Source organism: Labrenzia sp. THAF187b, from assembly GCF_009363375.1.
GTDB lineage: Bacteria > Pseudomonadota > Alphaproteobacteria > Rhizobiales > Stappiaceae > Roseibium > Roseibium algicola.
Map to the genome: position 1 here is coordinate 1 of NZ_CP045344.1, position 17260 is coordinate 17260.

Consider the following 17260-nt stretch of genomic DNA (forward strand, 5'->3'; position numbering starts at 1 on the left):
ATGCAGGTTCAGAACTTAGCTGGTTCGGATCAATGGGATCGTGTGAAAAAGGAACTGAGAAACGAGCTCGGTGACGATGTATTTTCCAACTGGTTCGGCAGAGTAAACCACGAAGAAACCACGGGCGATGCGGTACGCCTGTCGGTGCCCACCCGCTTCCTGAAAAACTGGATCCAGAACAACTACGAGAAGCAGCTCGTCGGCCTCTGGAAACGTGAGCAGGACGATATCAACCGTATCGAGCTGACCGTTCGCGGTGCTCTGCGTCCTCGTCAACTCAATGTCGGCCTTGCCCCCAAGGCGATCTCCGCCCGGCGGATCAGCGGCCGTCCCGGCCCCTTTAGCAGCACGCCTCAATTCGGCGCGTCCCATGGCATGTCGGTTATTCCGTGCCTTGCGGACAGCAACGAGGATGCGGCGGCGGATTTCCTGAATGGTGCGTCTCTCAATCCGAAGCTGACCTTCGACACCTTTGCCGAAGGCGCCTCGAACAGCCTTGCCTGTGCCGCCGTGCGCCAGATGGCTGCCGGCCACCAGGGCACACTGGACCTGCTCTATATCCATTCGTCCACCGGCATCGGCAAGACCCACCTGCTGCAGGCAGCGGCGGCCGAAGCTCGCAAGACGGGACGGCAGGTTGCCTATCTGTCGGCTGAATTCTTCATGTACCACCTGGTGCCTGCTCTCAGAACGCCGGCCTTCCCGGTGCTGCGGCAGGCAATGCGCTCCATCGACCTGCTCCTGGTTGACGATCTCCAGTTCCTGCATGGCAAGCAGGCTGCGGACGAGTTCAGCAAGACGCTGGAACTACTCATGGAGTCGCCGACCCAGATCATCATGGCAGCCGACCGCTCGCCTGAAGACCTCGATACGCTTGGCGATGCGCTGCGCTACCGGATCCAGAAAGGTGAAGTCGTCGGCATCCAGTCAACCGATTATGCGCTGCGCCACGATATCCTGAAGAAGCGGATCACCGCAGCGCGTCGCACACATCCGGGCTTCTCCGTTCCCGAAGATGTAGCCGACTACATTGCGCGCTACGTGATCGCTTCGGCCCGTGACCTGGAAGGCGCTCTCAATCGCCTGTTCGCCCACAACCAGCTGACGAAACAGCCGGTAACGATGGACCTGGCGGAAAAGACCCTGCACGACCTGGTGCGGATCGGCGAGCCGCGCTCCATCAAGGTGGAAGAGATCCAGCAGGTGGTGTGCAAGCATTTCAGCGTTACCAAGGCGGACCTCCTGTCGTCCTGCCGGGCTCGCACGCTGGTTCGACCGCGCCAGATCGCGATGTATATCGCCAAGGTGATGACCGGACGCTCGCTGCCGGAAATCGGCCGGCGGTTCGGTAACCGCGATCACACCACCGTGCTGCATGCGGTCCGCAAGATCGAGGACATGGTGTCCAAGGACAAGGCCCTTGCACAGGAAGTCGAGCTCCTGAAGCGGCTGGTCCACGCCTGATCTGTTTCCGGGGACACCCCTCCCTCGGAAAACCTGCGGCGGCGGGCTTGCCCGTCTCCGCGATTGCCCTGCCCCCAATTCAGGGCAATCACCCTTCTGCGTCCGACGGGGCGCGGTCGAACTCAGGCGGTAAGAACCGCCGGGTGTTTCATCTTAACCTCCCTCTCCTTGAAGCCGCGCCAGCGGCTTTCTTTTTGCCGCGTTGACAGACTTCGAACCGGGGCGTATGCCTTGCGCCGGTTTGAGGGATCCGGCCGCCCGCAGGCTTCGGCCATGGTGAATTCCCTTGCGCAAGTCATCTTGCAGCTTTGATCGACCTTCACGAGACAGTGCAGGCTGATGGCAACGCGGGCCCCATGACGGGTCGCCGCCAATTGGCGAACACCTTACCGCCTGCCTTTCTTGGAAAGGTAATCGCATGACGCTGCCCAGCGTTGCCAATCTCAAAGCACAGGCCAAGCGCCTGCGCGCCGCGCTAGCTGCCAAGGGACAGGATATCTCCCACAGCCAGGCGCTCGAACTCCTGTCCGCCCAATACGGCTTCAAGGACTGGAACACCGTGTCCGCGACAGCCGCCAGACCAAACCAGATGCAGTTTGCCGTCGGCAACCGTGTCTCGGGCACCTACATGAAGCAGCCTTTCGAAGGAGAGGTGCTTTCGCTGACACGGGTGGGGCCGGCAGGCCAATACCGGGTGACCATCAAGTTCGACACGCCGGTGGATGTGGTCACCTTCGACAGTTTTTCTGCTTTTCGCAGCCGGGTCGTCGTTCTGATCAACGGTGACGGTGTCGCCGTCAAGCGAACCTCCGACGGTGAACCCTATCTGCGCATGCAAAGGGCAGACTGACGGAAAGGCGATTGTCTGCCGTGCCATCGGCCACGATGGAACGGCAGATGATCCCTGGCCGTCCCGTTGAAACTCGAACCGAAGGGATGCTCTTCAGCGCATGGGCTCTAGCGCAGCCGTGCAATCACAAGGTGCCCGGGGACAGGGTCTCCGTCCTCGAGACGAACAGTGATGGGGTCCATCGCGAGAATGTCGAAGCCAGCCGCATCCAGAGATGAGCGAATATAGCCTTCCCCCTGCGCAAACCGGCTTTTCGGCCCGACCATGTAGGGTCGCCCTTCAAGTGCTTCTTCGGACAGGGTTTCGGTAGAGAAAGCCAGGTAACCGCGCGGTTTCAGACGGTCAACTGCACCGGCAAGAAATGGTTCAACCGCCCCCAGATAGGGAAACACGTCGGTTGCCGCGATCATGTCCCAGCTGGGGCGAGAGCCATCGTCTTCCTCGAACTCTTCAAGGAACGCAACGGCCTCGCCCACATAAAGGTCGTCATAGACTTCCCGGTCATAGGCAAGTTCAACGATCCGCTCGGAGAGATCGACGCCGGTCCGGTGACCCGAGCAATCGGCAAGTGCCATACCTGTAAGACCCGTGCCGCAGCCGAGGTCGAGCAATCGATCGAATGGGGCAATCTCGAGCTTCTGGACGAGATCGCGAACCAGCAGGGGCACGCAGTAACCAAGCTCATCGACCAGAATGTCGTCGAACACATCTGCGTGCTGATCGAAAAGGGTCGCGACATAGGCATCCGGCATTTTCTGAGGGGTGGCTTCCGCGCCGATTGCCGCCAGACGAATGCTGACGCCGCCCGGGTCGTCCGGGTCCAGTGCAAGGGCTTCGCGATAGGCTTGCGCGGCACCTGCCAGATCGCCCGATTTCTGCAGGGCGAGACCTCGATTATAGGCTTCGGCCAACGCTTCGTTCTCCGAAGCGTCGTCTTCCAAGGCCTCGTCTAGCTCAAATTCTGGCTTGTCGTCGTTGCTCATGATCCATCCTTGCGGCTGAGCCCCTGCCCTACAGCCATGAGCAGACTTTTGCACGGCAATTCTGACGCCTGCGACGGTTCAAAACAGATCAAGCTGGTTCTTGTCCTCCTGCGATTTCTCCACGGCTGACGGCTTGGCAAGTTTTTTCAAGGGTACCGACATTTCTTCCGGCGAAATCTCGCACTGCACATCAGCATCGTCATTGACGACCTTGTTCACCCGGTTGGAAACCGGCGTCGCGACCAGAAAATCGTCTTCTACCGGCTGCAGCAGCTTTTCGGCTTCACGCCTGTCTACGTTGGCAACATCCAGCCACGTTCCGAAATCTTCCCGTTTCAGGATCACCGGCATCCGGTGATGGATCGCAGACATCATCCGGTTGGACTGGATCGTCAGGATTGCACCCGTGTCGATGTCACCGCCATCGGGATCCGACCAGGTTTCCCAAAAGCCGGCAAAGCCCATGACGTCGCCCTCTGCCGGACGGATCCAGAAAGGTTGCTTGCCTTCCGGCGTGCGACGCCACTCGTAAAAGCCGGACGCCGGCACGAGGCACCTGTGATGACGCATGGCATTGCGGAACGACGGCTTTTGCGATGCTGTTTCCGCCCGGGCGTTGATCAGCAGCGTAAAGCTTGCCGGGTCCTTGACCCAGGGCGGCATCAAGCCCCAGCGCACAAGATGAAAGCGGCGTGTGCCGTCGAGCGTCTGCCGCACGATGGCCAGCGGCTGAGTTGGCGCAATGTTGTATCGCGGCGGAAAATTGGGCTGATCGACGTAGTCGAAGAAGCTGCGCACAGCATCCGGTGGTGTCGTCAGAGCCAGGCGGCCGCACATCGTTCTTCTCCCGTTGGGGGCCCTGAAGCGGGGCAAACAGGGTTCCGCCAAGTTAGGCAATTGGAAATAAAAAAGAAGTACCGTAGACCCCAAGTCAATAACAGGGGGCCGGTATGGAATGTTTGCATCCAGTTTTGGGCGCCGGGGAGCTGGCAGCCGAGAGGCTGGAACAGGCAAACATTAATCCCCAAACCGGTTTGGCGACCGATTATCTCAATCATTTCAATGAAGTCATGATGCTTCTGGAAATGCTGCCGGATATGCCGGACTGCGCCGAAGATGTTCTGGAATGGGAGCCGCTCGACTATGAGGGCCATTTCGAGAACTCGAGTTTCAAGGACAAGAACCTGGCCATCCTGGCCTATCATGCCGCTCCGAACTACTTGCGCGAACACCTGGAAAAACAGGTCGCGGGTATAAACAAGCTCGTGGGCAAGATACAGGACCAGCTGCGCGATACGCCGGATCCCGCAATGATCGCGACTGAGATTGCCGACCGGGCCACGAACGAAATCAAGCCGCTGATAGCCGTTGCCGGCGCCGTCATCCACGGCCATGTGGAACCCGAAGCGACGCAGCACGAAGGCGAAGGCGCACAGGCGGAAATCGACGCCCTGTTCGCATAGCGCCTTGCGGCTTATTGTGCCCGGACAGAATCAGCCGTCTTTCCGCCCGCCGAGGTTCCATGTCCAGGTTTTATCCGGAAGCGCCACGCGCCAGTGTCAGTGTCCTGTGCCATCGTGATGGCCGTGCCCTGCTGGTGAAGCGCGGCAGGCCTCCTTTCAAGGATCACTGGAGTTTGCCTGGTGGAGTGATCGAGCTTGGGGAGACCCTTCAGGAAGCGGCCGCTCGTGAACTGCTGGAGGAAACCGGTGTCATTGCGGCAATCGGCGAGCCTGTCGAGACCTTCGATTCCATCCAGAGAGATGATGACGGCCGTGTCGTCACTCACTTCATCCTGACCGTCTTTTGTGGGCCGTATGTATCGGGAACCGCAGTTGCCGCCGATGATGCCGCGGCGCTCGACTGGGTCCGCCTGGAAGATCTCGACGGGCTGCTGACCACACCCGGTACGCCGGACCGCATTCGGCGGCACCTGGCAATCTCTTCAGCCAAGCAACCAGACCTCTAATCTTTGGATCAACTTGCCATAGTGCTTGCGGTGCGGCGCCGGGTTCAGCATGATCCGACCATGATCAAACGCCGCATGCAAGTTTTCCTGTCCCGGACCGCTGTTGTTCTGGCCCTTGGGGCTATGTATCCGGTGCAGGTTGTATCGGCGCAGGAAACCGCGGTCGACGCGCCCCCTTATGAACAGCAGCTCATGCGTCTGTCGGAGATTTTCGGAGCGCTGCATTTCCTGCGACCGCTGTGCAAGGAAAGCGATAACCCGAGCTGGCGTGACCGCATGGAAGATTTTCTGGACGCTGAAACGCTGGACGAGAATCGCCGCCGAAGGTTCATTGAGCGATTTAACCAAGGTTATCGTGGTTTCTCAGTCGCTTACCGAGAGTGCACAGAGGCTGCCCGTCTCGCAATGGGACAGTACTTGAGCGAAGGCGAGGTCATCATCAGCGACGTCACCAGTCGCTATGGTCGGTAATTTTCGCAGAAATCTTCAAATCGTTACGAGTTGGTTAACCTTTTGAATCAAATTTGTGGGTGGCCGTTAAGTTTGCGTTCACGGTTACTTATCAGCGCGGTTCGCCGTGCTAGGATCATTACTCAAGATTCGGGGCAGGAACACGCGGGGGTTGTCCCTCTTGCGTTCGGGAAGGACCGGTAAGGAAGCGAATGATAAACGACGATTACGCCGACGCGGCAATGGAAGCCGAATTTGCTGAAGACGAAGACATCAGACGTGCTGCACTCGGCTTCATTTCCGACGCCTGGGCCGAAGCCATCGCCAATGGTGTAGATGCGGATGCCGTCGCTCACGCGGCGATGTTCACTGCACTTGCGGATCTGGTTGCTGCCTATGGTGAAGATGCCGTGGCTAAATTGGCTGAAGGCCTGCCGGACCGCATCCTGCAGGGCGATTACACCGTGAACCGAGTACTTCAGTAAAACGCACGCTCACGACACGCATTCTGAAGAGGCCGGTCGCCCGGCCTTTTTGATTCCGGCGTTTCAGGAGCTGAGCGTATCGTTTCCGGCTAGCGCTACGCGATCAGATCAACGCCGGCCGCTTCGAGCGCCAGCTTGAGATAGATCAGCGCACCAAACACCACCAGCAGAAATCCGGCGATATGGTTGGCACGATCCAGCCAGAGATCGTCGATACGTGACTTGAAGTGTGAAACGGACGCCGAGACCAGCACCCACCATGTGGTCGCCCCCGCCGTGACACCGGCAACCATCACCAGTGCGCCGAAATGATCCCCCGTCTGGGGGCGATAATCTCCCAGACCACCAAATATTGCCACGAAGGCAAGCACCGCACCCGGATTGGTGATCGCCATGAAAAAGGCTGCGGTGGCATCGGCCCAAAATCCATGTTCTCTCGGATTGCCGTTCCTGGTCAGATGCGGATGGGTGTTCCAGATCTTGATGCCGAATATGATCAACAGCGCCCCGCCGACGATCTCGATGAGGTCGAACTGGCCTTCAATGAAATTGGTGACAGCGGAGATGCCGAATATCGCAGCCGCAGCAAAGATGGTGTCGGCAACGACAGCACCCAGCCCCACGAAGACACCCTGTCGAAACCCGCCATGCACGGCGTGTTGAATGGCCATGATGTTTACAGGACCAACCGGGGCTGTTGTGATAATGCCAACAAAAAACCCGATCAGCGCATATTCGAAAAACGACACGGCCGGTCCTTTTCTAGACCCTTGATATTACTTTTAAAGCGAACGGACCTCTCGATAGCGGCCCTGCGGCGTCGTGACAAGACAAGAGGAAATTCCAGTCCCGATGTTTTCAGTCTCGCATGAATTGTTTAAGGAAAGGCGCGGGGCGATGCCTGCTTGTGCCGGTGTGATACGACGGGGCCTGGCAGGCGCGGATAAACGAGGAACTTTCATGAGTCGGATTTATCAGGCTGCGGTTCTTGCCGCCGGTCTTCTGGCGGGCACAGCTATTGCAGCCCCCGGTTTCGCCAAGACTGTGCAGGTGGAAACAATTCCGGTTGCGCCGTCCGAGCCTGAAAGCGCCCCCTCAATTCCGGCGGAAGACCTCGCCGCGCCCGAAGCCGGGGAGCCGGCAGCCGCAGAAGGTTCCAAAGCACCCGCGCCGGATAGCGCCGAGTTGCCTCAGGTGCTCTACAGCACGTCCTATCTGCCGAAACCTGTGCAGCGCATGCAAGCCCAGCTGAAGGAAGCAGCGCTTTCGGGCGACATGGAACGGCTGCGCATGGTGTTCGAAAGCAACGAACTGCCGCCTACGGTCTCGTTCGGGCAAATCGACGACCCGATAGATTTTCTGAAGGAGATCTCCGGTGACGGCGAAGGCTTCGAGATCCTGGCCATTCTCGCCGACATCATGGATGCGGGGTTTTTGCACGTGGATGCAGGCACACCTCAGGAAATGTATCTCTGGCCGTATTTTGCCCGTTACCCCCTGCACGATCTGACACCCGATCAGAAAGTGGAGTTGTTCCGGATCGTTACCGCAGGCGACTTTGCTGAAATGCAGGATTTCGGTGCCTGGACGTTTTATCGCGTCGGCATCGGCCCTGACGGCACGCTTCATTACTTCGTGGCCGGTGACTGACAAAAGCCCCCCGCAGAACGCAAACCGCCAGATAAATCGGGCGCCTGTACCGATGGGGCTATTGCAGCAAAACAAAAAATCGTGACAATCAATACGAGCGCAAGAAGTTCATTACCCGAAAAGCACGTACTTGCGCCCCGCCTTCCAACTCCCGCCATCTGCGGCGCATGCGAGTGACCAATATGATTGTAAGATTTTTCTCCGCTGCCTTTCTGCTTTCGCTTCTGGCCCTGGGCGGCTGCCAATCCAGCAACCAGTCCGGCGATGGTCTGGAGAACGGTAGCGCAGCGCCCCCGATCGGCGGCCTGAGTTCAGTGGACCAGGGCCCGGATGGTGACCCGGACGCTTGCGCAGGCGAAATGTCCGAAGGCACTTCGATGACACCGGGCTGCTAAGCGCCCGGAACCTGATCAAAACCCGCTTTCCGGAACGCCTGCCGCAAACAGCACAAACGTTCAGGAAAGCTTCCGAGCTGCTTCGCCGGTGGGCGACCTTGACTGATTTCAAAAAATCGCCGGACCTCACTGTCCGGCAGGGGTGGTCCAGCCTGCTTCTTTCAGTCCTGCCATCAGGGAAGTGACAATCCGCTCGCTCGCCTGGTGGGAGCGCAGGAAGGTACCTGGGTCACGGCCCAGGCCGGGAGAAACGTCCGCCATCTTTTCCAGCGCAGCACGAGCTGCTGCCTTGTTGCCGAGCTTCGATTGGGCAATTGCGACGAGACACCAGCTGACCCCGGATCCATCCAGGACGCCCTTTTTCGCGGCTGTCAGCATCTCGGCGTAGCGGCCATTCAGCAGATGATTGATGGCGATCAGATGGAAATACCAGCCCGGCGCGTTCCGCGTGCGCTCGATCGCCTTTTCCAGATAGGGAATGCCTTCCTCGAACTTGCCCACCACGGCCAGTCGCCAACCCAGTTGAGCCAGGGTGTCCGGATCGTTGGGATTGAGATCGAGCGCCTTCTTGGCGAGCCTTTCCCCTTCCTCGATGTTTCCCATGTAGTGATTGATCGACGAAAGCGCCTTGAGTGCCAGGATGTTGTTACCATCAAGGCTCAGGGCATGTGACGCGGCGTTCAGGGCGCTGTCGAAGGCAAGTTCCTTGTCTCCCTCTGCAGCCAGACCGAAGCGTCCAGAATCCAGATAGAGCCAGCCCAGCATCGCCCAGGCTTCTACATAACCCGGATCCCGCTTGACCGCACTGTTCAGGCACTCCTGAACCTTTGCATGCAGTTGCCTGGAAAAGTTCCTCCGGTAAACGTAGCCCCGCAGCACGCACTCGAAACTGTCGTTGCTCGGTTCACTTCCGGCAGGCAGGTTGCTCGCAAGTTCCGACTTGATGACGCCGTAGGGCTGACCTGCGACCGTCGCAATTTCCGAAGCGATGCTTTTCTCGATTTCCAGCAAGGTTGTTCGGCTGCGCTTGCGATCGTAGCTGCCAGACCAGAGCACCCGCTTGCTGGGGCTGTGCACCAGCTTCGCACCGACACGGACGATCTCGCCTTCCGAGGCGACAGACCCGGAGATCAGGAAGGCGACATTTTCCTGCCGGCCGATTTCAACCGGGTCAAAGGTTTCGCCAACCTTTCTGCCGGATGGAGGCCAAAAGATCCGGAAGTCCGGAAACCGGCTCAATGCAGTCATGATCTGCTCGGCAATACCCGCCGCCAGGATCTGTTGTTCCGGATCCGTCGACGTCACGCTGAATGGAAGAACCATCACGGAAGGTTGGGAGGCCTCGAGCCGCACCTGTTGTGCCGGCTGAAAGAGCATCACGACTGCTGCCCCCAGCACCAGAAGCGCGAACAGGACAGCTCCCCCGGCAACCAACCAGGGCAACCTGGAGGAGGTTCGCACAGGTCTTGGCGACCCATTGACCTCTTCCGGCACATGAGAATCTGCCGTCTCATCGTTGCCGGTAGTCGAGCCGTCCCGTGCAGTCACACTGGCCAGATTGTCATGAAACTTCGGTGCATACTGGCCTTTGGGAATGGAAATGCGGATCGGGTTCCGCGCGCCTTCGGCAATGTAGTAACTGTCCAGATCATGCCGCAGGCGGCGGGCCTCCAGACGAACGATCGGGTCTGATTGCGGGTCAAAGTTCTCGTCACGACCGAAGACGGCCAACCCGATAGCATAGCCCTTCAGCGTGTCCGCGCGCCCGGCCAACGCCTCCTCTATCAGGAACGTCAGCATGGCGCGGCGCTTGGGCGTTGCGTGAAAATGATCGCTTTGCAGGACACGGGAAAGTTCTTCCCGAACGCGGGCCGGACAATCGAACTCCTCCACGTCACCCGTTGCAACCAATTGTTGCCTGCCTGACCGCATCTTTCCCCCTGAAAGTGCCGGAAAATAACTTCAGCCAAACGATAGTCCAATGCCTTGGCCTTTGCCATCCGTAACAAGCGCCCCAGTCCGCAAAGACGACGATCAGATCGCAGCAGACTCCTGTTCGTACCTGTTCATACCTTGTAACCAGCTTGAATCCCGTAGGTAATCCTGGAGGAATTTTCCTGGAGCCATCGACAACGGGGCATTGTCGTCATGCCGACAGCAGCTCTCATCATGCGTCGTTTCAACGTGGACGAACTCGCTGTCCGCCGCCTCTGCAACACTCATCCTGCCTTCTTGTCACTGTGCGAGGACTACGCAACCGCATGTTGTGCCCTCGAACGCTGGCAGAACGATGAAGCCAAGGCTGCTGACTATCGCTCCGTGATTGAAGAACTTGAACGGGAAATTTCAAGCTTCCTGACTGGAAGTGCACCTATCGACGGGCCGTCCCCGGCCTACTCCACAAATGGTCCAAATGGGAGCCATTAGGTATGTTCACCAAACTAGTAACCGGACTGGCGGTCGCAGGCATGGCCTGCACAGCGCTGTCAGGCGTGGCCTTCGCGCAAGACGCGAAGAAGCCAAACATCCTCTTCATTGTTTCGGACGACACCGGCTACGGCGACACGGGCCCGTATCTTGGAGGTGAAGCCCGCGGCATGCCGACGCCGAACATCGACAAACTGGCCGACGACGGCATGATGTTCACGCATTTCTACGCCCAGCCCAGCTGTACACCGGGCCGCGCCGCCATGCAGACAGGCCGTATTCCCAACCGGTCCGGCATGACAACGGTGGCCTTCCAGGGCCAGGGTGGCGGCCTTCCCGCAGCCGAGTGGACGCTGGCGTCGGTTCTGAAAACCGGTGGCTACGACACCTATTTCACCGGCAAGTGGCACCTAGGTGAAGCGGACTACGCGCTGCCAAATGCGCAGGGCTATGACGTGATGAAATACGTCGGTCTCTATCACCTCAACGCCTACACCTATGCCGATCCGACCTGGTTCCCGGACATGCCGAAGGACCTGCGCGAGATGTTCGCGAAGGTCACCAAGGGGTCGCTGTCCGGCAAGGCCGGTGAAAAGCCGACAGAAGACTTCAAGATCAACGGCCAATACGTCGACACGCCGGACAAGGGCGTGGTCGGTATCCCCTATTTCGACGGCTACGTTGAAAAGGCGGGGCTCGAGTTTCTGGAAGAAGCCGCCAAGAAGCCGGACACGCCGTTCTTCATCAACGTCAACTTCATGAAGGTGCACCAGCCGAACATGCCGGCGCCGGAGTTTGAAGGAAAATCGATCTCCAAGACCAAATATGCGGACTCCGTCGTCGAACTGGACAGCCGCATTGGCAATCTGGTCAACAAACTCGATGAGCTCGGCCTCTCCGACAATACGATCGTCTTCTGGACCACGGACAATGGCGCCTGGCAGGACGTTTATCCGGACGCCGGTTACACCCCGTTCCGCGGCACCAAGGGCACCGTGCGTGAAGGCGGCAACCGCGTTCCGGCAATCGTCCGCTGGCCCGGTCACGTCAAACCGGACACGAAAAGTGCCGCTGTCGTCGGCGGTCTCGATTTGATGGCCACTTTCGCTTCTGCCGCCGGCATTACGCTGCCGACCGAAGACCGCGAAGGCCAGCCGATCATCTTCGACAGCTATGACATGACACCTGTGTGGGAAGGTTCCGGTGACTCCGGCCGCAAAGCCTGGTTCTATTTCACCGAGAACGAACTTTCCCCTGGGGCAGCGCGCGTCGGCAACTACAAGGCCGTGTTCAACCTGCGCGGCGACGATGGCGCAACCACCGGCGGCTTGGCAGTCGACAGCAACCTTGGCTGGAAGGGTCCCGACAGCTATGTTGCTACTGTTCCGCAGGTGTTCAACCTGCTGGACGATCCGCAGGAGCGCTACGACATGTTCATGAACAACTTCACCGAACGCACCTGGTATTTGCCGGTGATCAACAACGAGGTGACGGAGCTCATGAAGTCCTACGTCAAATATCCGCCACGCAAGCTGCAGTCGGAAACCTATACCGGTCCGATCACGCTCAGCCAGTATCAGCGGTTCAAATATGTCCAGGAGGCTCTTGCCAAGGACGGCTTCTCGATCGGCCTGCCGACCGGCAACTGATTTTCGAAGCTGAACAGTGTCCACCCCGGCCTGGTCCGGGGCGGACATCGCTTTGAACAACACATAAGTGGAAGGGTGCAGCTATGAAGGTCAAATTCCTCTTCGGCGCAATGATCTCCGGCCTGTTGGGAGCGAGTGTCTGGATATCGGGTGCCCTTGCACAAACCGACCCGCTGCCATCGTGGAACGACGGTGCAAACAAGCAGGCGATCGTTGAGTTCGTCGAAGCCGTAACGAGCGAAGGTGGCGCGGATTTTGTCGCACCGGGAGAGCGGATCGCAACCTTCGACAATGATGGCACCTTGTGGGTCGAGCATCCCATGTACACCCAGCTTGCCTTCGCATTTGACCGGGTGAAGGCATTGGCGCCGGACCACCCGGAATGGAAGACGACCCAGCCTTTCCAGGCCGTTCTGGAAAACGACATGGAAGCCCTCGGCAAGGCCGGTGAAAAGGGATTGATGGAGATCCTCGCCGTCACTCATGCCAGCATGAGCACTGCCGAGTTCGAAAAGACGGTCACCGACTGGATCGCAACTGCCAGGCACCCGAAATTCGACAAGCCCTACACCGAGCTTGTCTATCAGCCGATGCTGGAACTTCTCGCCTATCTGCGCGCAAACGACTTCAAGACCTTCATCGTCTCCGGTGGCGGCATCGAATTCATGCGCCCATGGACAGAGAGCGTTTACGGGATACCAACCGAACAGGTGGTCGGCTCATCGATTGTCACTGAATACAAGGTCGTCGACGGCGTTCCCACCTTGATGCGGACACCCAAGATTGCCTTTGTCGACGACAAGGCTGGCAAGCCTGTCGGCATCCTCACCCACATCGGCAAGCGTCCGTTGGCAGCCTTCGGCAACTCCGACGGCGATTATCAGATGCTGCAGTACACGACCGCAGGCTCCGGCAAGCGCCTCGGCATGTTTGTCCATCATGATGATGCAGATAGAGAATATGCTTATGATCGTGATACCCATTTCGGGTCACTGAACAAGGGGCTGGACGACGCCCCGAAGGAAGGTTGGCATATCATCAGCATGAAAGACGATTGGAAGCAGATCTTTCCGGAATAGATTTGCCGGAAAAGACACATGAATTGAACAGCAACTGGATTGCACCGCTTTCGGGACAAATGCCTGAATGGCCGGACCGGGGTGATGCAAGCTGCAAGGATAGATCATGAAAAGAATTTTTTGCCTCGCCCTCATGACAGGATTGGCATTTGCCGGCCCGGCGCTGGCGCACGACCCCCAAAAGATTCAAAAACGCATGGAAGAGCGCATGCGGACACTCGGGCTGGATGTCGGCAATGCCTATGCCTGCACTCCGGACGACCAGAAAAAGGCGTTCCGTGACCAGGCCCGCCACCTGTTTGTACACGTCCTTTACGACCACGGTGAAGATGCTGCCTACGACTATGCAGCCTCTGTCGGTTTTGGCGCTGCTCGCGATCTTGAGAGCATCAATTGTGAAGAGCGGCTCGCCTATTGGGAAGACGTCAAGGAAACGCTGGAACTGGAGGAAAAGGAATGAGGCTTCGCACGATCAGACTTCTTGGTGTTGGCGCTGCCCTGCTCCTCGGCAGCAGTGGCATTGCAATGTCCCATGACGTTGTCCGCGGCGGGTACCATGGCGGTTATCACGGGGGCTACCATGGAGGATATCACGGCGGGTATCATGGTGGCCACAACGTGGTCGTGGAAAACAACAGCAGCCATGGCTACTACGGCCGCCCCTATTACGGCCCGACTGGCGGCTACCTGGCCGGAGCGGCCGTTGGCGCAGCAACCGGTGCACTGGTCGGATCTGCAATCGCAAGCTCGAACAGTGACAATGGTTGCCAGGTAACGGATGCTGCCGGCCAGAAACACGTCGTTCCCTGTTCAGACCTCGACTAGGCATCGGCGAGACGAAGCCGTGCGGAGAAGCAGCCGGAGCACGGCAGCTCCTCCGCATGGAGCTTGCACAAGCATCAGGCGGTGCCGGCAGAAACAGACGTCTCGTTGTACCCAGCGGATTTGACGGAGAGGTTTGAGCGTCCAGAATGTTGTTCACCCGATTGCTCGTCGCGCTCCTTGCCGTGCTCTGGTTCCAGAGCGCCTATGCAGCCGAAAACCTTTCTGCCGCTGTCCCGGACTATGCCGGCACAGCAACCTGTACCGGTTGTCACGAGGTGGAAGCCGACGCCTGGCGCGCTTCACACCATTCCAAGGCATGGATGGAGCCCGGACCGGATACGGTCGATGCGGACTTCGACAATTCGCAGTTCACGCACAAGGGACGCACCAGCCGCTTCTTTACCCGTGACGGCGACTATTTCATCGAGACGAGCGACGTTCCGGGTAAAACGCAAACATTCAAGGTGATCGGCGTCGACGGAATTGCACCGCTGCAACAGTATCTTGTCGAAACGGAACCGGGTCGGGTTCAGTCTTTCGACGTGGTCTGGGACCAGCAGAACAAGCGCTGGTATCACCTTTACGGAGACGATGCTCCCCCGCCTGAGGACGGGCTGCACTGGACCGGACCTTACAAGAACTGGAATGCCCGCTGCGCCGAGTGCCATGCCACCGGCTTTGAAAAGAATTACGACCCCGGCACCAGAACCTATTCCAGCCGGCAGGCGGAAATCGCCGTCGGATGCGAAGCCTGCCACGGACCGGGCGCGGCCCATCTTGCCTGGGCGAAAGACCCGGAAACCTACGGCAAAAGCCCCTTCCCCGGAACCGGGCCGACCGGTCTTCTGACGGTGTTTGCGAAAGGCCAGCCGGAAGCGGAAATCCAGCAATGCGCAGGTTGTCATTCGCGCCGCGAAGCCTTTGAGGACGGCAATCCGGTACCGGGTACACCGTTCCATGATGCATACCGCCTGTCGCCGCTTCGCGAAGGCCTTTATCACGCCGATGGGCAGATCCTTGACGAGGTCTATGTCTACGGTTCGTTCCTGCAGTCAAAGATGTATGCCAAGGGTGTGAGCTGCAGCAATTGCCACGAGCCGCACAGCGGAGAATTGCGCGCGGAAGGTAACGCCGTCTGCACACAATGCCACAGTCCCGCAGGCAACGAGGCGTTCCCGTCGCTGACGGGCAAGCTCTATGACGACCCTTCCCATCATTTCCATCAGCCGGAGACGCCGGGCGCCGAATGCAAATCCTGCCACATGATCGAGCGCGTCTATATGGGCATCGACGGGCGAAGAGATCATTCCTTCCGCGTTCCACGGCCGGATCTTTCGGAAAAACTCGGCACGCCGAATGCCTGCAACGACTGCCACACCGACAAGTCCGCCGCCTGGGCGGCCGGAGAACTTGAAAAGCGGCTTCCGGACAGTCGTCACCGTGGGCCGCATTTTGCGGAGATCTTTTCGGCGGCACGGCAAGACCCGGGCGTGAATGCCGCGGACCTTCTGGCAGTCGCCCATCAGGCGAGCTACCCCGGGATCGTGCGGGCGAGCGCGCTGGACCTGCTGCTGCCTGTTGCGACACCGGAGATCGCCGAGGCCGTCACCGACCTTTTGGCAGATCCGGAGCCAATTGTCCGCGCCGGAGCGCTGGCGTTACAGCAGCCGGTTCCGCCAACCCAGCGGCTTCCACGGATCATTCCTGCCTTGAGTGATCCGGTCAAAGCCGTCCGGATTGCCGCGGCCCGTCTCATGATCGGCGCGCCCATTGCCCATATGCCGGACCAAATGGCCGAGGCTGCCTCCAGAGCCACAACCGAATGGCAGCAATCGCTCGCGAACAAGGCGGATTTTCCGGAGACCCAGCTCGTTCTTGGGGGAACCGCGCTCGTTCTTCGCAATATCCCTGCAGCCATAGCGGCCTTTGAGGAAGTCACCCTGCTGGATCCGCAAATGATCAATGCCTGGGTGATGCAGGTGCGCATCAAGTTGGCGGTCGGTGACATGGCGGGAGCGCAGCTCAGTCTGCAAAAGGCCCTGGTTGCCAATCCTTCTGACCCGACATTGCAATCCTACAGGCAACAGCTTTCACAGCAATAAGACGAAAAGGCATGCTATACTCCTGATTGCCATTTCCTGAAATACATCCCAAAAAGCCCAGAAGGTGCGTCTGGGTTTCATGGATGATTAGGTCCCTGCAAGGGCAGTCCTCTTGAGCATGGAAGGCATGAGACCATGAAACAGCTGGTTCCCTTGTGCGCTCTGGCGCTTTTCTTCCAGATGACACCCGCAGGCGCTCAGGATTCCGATCTCGCAAAGAAGCTCTCCAACCCCGTGGCGTCGCTCATCAGCGTCCCGTTTCAATGGAACTACGATCACGGATTTGGTCCTGCCGACGGCAACAAGGTCACGCTCAACATACAGCCCGTGGTGCCGTTCTCGCTCAACGAGGACTGGAACCTGATCTCTCGAACGATCCTGCCTGTGGTCTGGCAGGATGACATTGCCGGAAATTCAGGCACGCAGTTCGGTCTCAGTGACACGACGCAGAGCTTCTTCTTTTCGCCAAAGGAGCCAACGTCCGACGGGATCATCTGGGGCCTTGGCCCGGTGTTGCTGCTTCCGACAGGAACCGACGACCTGTTGAGCACCCGCAAATGGGGCGCCGGTCCGACGGGCGTCGTGCTACGCCAGTCCGGCCCGTGGACCTATGGCGGGCTCGTCAATCACGTCTGGTCCTATGCAGGCGATGACAACCGCAACGACGTCAATTCGACCTTCCTGCAGCCGTTCCTGTCCTACACAACCGACGACGCCTGGACCTTCACGCTGAACTCGGAAAGTACCTATGACTGGACGTCGGACGAATGGTCCGTGCCGATCAACGCCATGGTTGCCAAACTTGTGACCATCGACAAGCAACCCATCAGCTTTCAGGCAGGTGTTCGGTATTATGCGGCAAGTTCCGACAACGGCCCGGAGGGCTTCGGCGCACGGGCAGCAGTAACCTTTCTCTTCCCGAAATAGGGAGC

Annotated in this window: 19 protein-coding genes; 15 read left to right on the top strand and 4 right to left on the bottom strand. The window is 58.9% G+C overall.

What is annotated here, in order from left to right:
* The gene (gene dnaA, locus FIV03_RS00005) at nucleotides 1-1464 is read left to right on the top strand and encodes a chromosomal replication initiator protein DnaA (protein WP_062491873.1); all 1464 of its coding nucleotides are present in this window, start codon (nucleotides 1-3) and stop codon (nucleotides 1462-1464) included.
* A 418-nt stretch (nucleotides 1465-1882) separates the two neighbouring features.
* On the top strand, nucleotides 1883-2314 hold the full coding sequence (locus FIV03_RS00010; RefSeq protein WP_023001881.1) for a glyoxalase superfamily protein: 432 nt from the start codon (nucleotides 1883-1885) through the stop codon (nucleotides 2312-2314).
* 107 nt (nucleotides 2315-2421) lie between these two features.
* On the opposite strand, the gene FIV03_RS00015 is transcribed toward FIV03_RS00010, so the two are convergent.
* Nucleotides 2422-3297, bottom strand: a complete 876-nt coding sequence (locus FIV03_RS00015) for a methyltransferase (protein WP_152508246.1) — start codon at nucleotides 3295-3297, stop codon at nucleotides 2422-2424.
* 78 nt (nucleotides 3298-3375) lie between these two features.
* Nucleotides 3376-4134, bottom strand: a complete 759-nt coding sequence (locus tag FIV03_RS00020) for an SOS response-associated peptidase (RefSeq protein WP_152508247.1) — start codon at nucleotides 4132-4134, stop codon at nucleotides 3376-3378.
* Between the two features lie 113 nt (nucleotides 4135-4247).
* On the opposite strand from FIV03_RS00020, the gene FIV03_RS00025 reads away from it, so the two are divergent.
* The 4 genes from FIV03_RS00025 to FIV03_RS00040 all read left to right on the top strand — a co-directional run bounded on the left by FIV03_RS00025 (nucleotide 4248) and on the right by FIV03_RS00040 (nucleotide 6201).
* On the top strand, nucleotides 4248-4760 hold the full coding sequence (locus tag FIV03_RS00025; RefSeq protein WP_286202241.1) for a hypothetical protein: 513 nt from the start codon (nucleotides 4248-4250) through the stop codon (nucleotides 4758-4760).
* Between the two features lie 59 nt (nucleotides 4761-4819).
* Nucleotides 4820-5266 (top strand): NUDIX hydrolase, encoded by a 447-nt coding sequence (locus tag FIV03_RS00030; protein ID WP_152508248.1) that lies wholly within the window; start codon nucleotides 4820-4822, stop codon nucleotides 5264-5266.
* Nucleotides 5267-5326: 60 nt separating this feature from the next.
* Nucleotides 5327-5737, top strand: a complete 411-nt coding sequence (locus FIV03_RS00035) for a TIGR02301 family protein (RefSeq protein ID WP_152508249.1) — start codon at nucleotides 5327-5329, stop codon at nucleotides 5735-5737.
* Nucleotides 5738-5928: 191 nt separating this feature from the next.
* Nucleotides 5929-6201 (top strand): hypothetical protein, encoded by a 273-nt coding sequence (locus tag FIV03_RS00040; RefSeq protein ID WP_006933467.1) that lies wholly within the window; start codon nucleotides 5929-5931, stop codon nucleotides 6199-6201.
* Between the two features lie 95 nt (nucleotides 6202-6296).
* Here the strand turns inward: FIV03_RS00040 and FIV03_RS00045 are convergent, their stop codons facing one another.
* Nucleotides 6297-6950 (bottom strand): LysE family transporter, encoded by a 654-nt coding sequence (locus FIV03_RS00045; RefSeq protein ID WP_152508250.1) that lies wholly within the window; start codon nucleotides 6948-6950, stop codon nucleotides 6297-6299.
* Nucleotides 6951-7161: 211 nt separating this feature from the next.
* Between FIV03_RS00045 and FIV03_RS00050 the strand changes: the two genes are divergently transcribed.
* Both FIV03_RS00050 and FIV03_RS00055 read left to right on the top strand, forming a co-directional pair.
* Nucleotides 7162-7851: a hypothetical protein gene (locus FIV03_RS00050; protein WP_152508251.1), complete on the top strand. Its 690-nt coding sequence runs from the start codon at nucleotides 7162-7164 to the stop codon at nucleotides 7849-7851.
* Between the two features lie 182 nt (nucleotides 7852-8033).
* Nucleotides 8034-8246 carry a hypothetical protein gene (locus FIV03_RS00055; protein ID WP_152508252.1) on the top strand — a complete coding sequence of 71 codons (213 nt, stop codon included), beginning with the start codon at nucleotides 8034-8036 and terminating at the stop codon, nucleotides 8244-8246.
* 126 nt (nucleotides 8247-8372) lie between these two features.
* Here the strand turns inward: FIV03_RS00055 and FIV03_RS00060 are convergent, their stop codons facing one another.
* Nucleotides 8373-10157, bottom strand: a complete 1785-nt coding sequence (locus FIV03_RS00060) for a tetratricopeptide repeat protein (RefSeq protein WP_152508253.1) — start codon at nucleotides 10155-10157, stop codon at nucleotides 8373-8375.
* A 237-nt stretch (nucleotides 10158-10394) separates the two neighbouring features.
* Between FIV03_RS00060 and FIV03_RS00065 the strand changes: the two genes are divergently transcribed.
* The 7 genes from FIV03_RS00065 (at nucleotide 10395) to FIV03_RS00095 (ending at nucleotide 17255) form a co-directional block, all read left to right on the top strand.
* Entirely contained in the window at nucleotides 10395-10673 is a 279-nt protein-coding gene (locus FIV03_RS00065; RefSeq protein ID WP_152508254.1) for a hypothetical protein, read from the top strand.
* A gap of 41 nt (nucleotides 10674-10714) precedes the next feature.
* Nucleotides 10715-12322, top strand: coding sequence for an arylsulfatase (locus FIV03_RS00070; protein ID WP_286202317.1), 1608 nt, complete (start codon nucleotides 10715-10717; stop codon nucleotides 12320-12322).
* Between the two features lie 110 nt (nucleotides 12323-12432).
* Nucleotides 12433-13401: an HAD family hydrolase gene (locus FIV03_RS00075; protein ID WP_152511757.1), complete on the top strand. Its 969-nt coding sequence runs from the start codon at nucleotides 12433-12435 to the stop codon at nucleotides 13399-13401.
* 106 nt (nucleotides 13402-13507) lie between these two features.
* Complete coding sequence (locus tag FIV03_RS00080) at nucleotides 13508-13861, top strand: hypothetical protein (protein ID WP_145903679.1); 354 nt, start codon at nucleotides 13508-13510, stop codon at nucleotides 13859-13861.
* On the top strand, nucleotides 13858-14226 hold the full coding sequence (locus FIV03_RS00085) for a hypothetical protein (RefSeq protein ID WP_023001895.1): 369 nt from the start codon (nucleotides 13858-13860) through the stop codon (nucleotides 14224-14226). The genes FIV03_RS00080 and FIV03_RS00085 overlap by 4 nt, the downstream gene beginning before the upstream one ends.
* A 146-nt stretch (nucleotides 14227-14372) precedes the next feature.
* Nucleotides 14373-16328: a multiheme c-type cytochrome gene (locus FIV03_RS00090; protein WP_152508256.1), complete on the top strand. Its 1956-nt coding sequence runs from the start codon at nucleotides 14373-14375 to the stop codon at nucleotides 16326-16328.
* Nucleotides 16329-16508: 180 nt separating this feature from the next.
* Nucleotides 16509-17255, top strand: coding sequence for a transporter (locus tag FIV03_RS00095; protein WP_286202318.1), 747 nt, complete (start codon nucleotides 16509-16511; stop codon nucleotides 17253-17255).
* Nucleotides 17256-17260 lie beyond the last annotated feature (5 nt).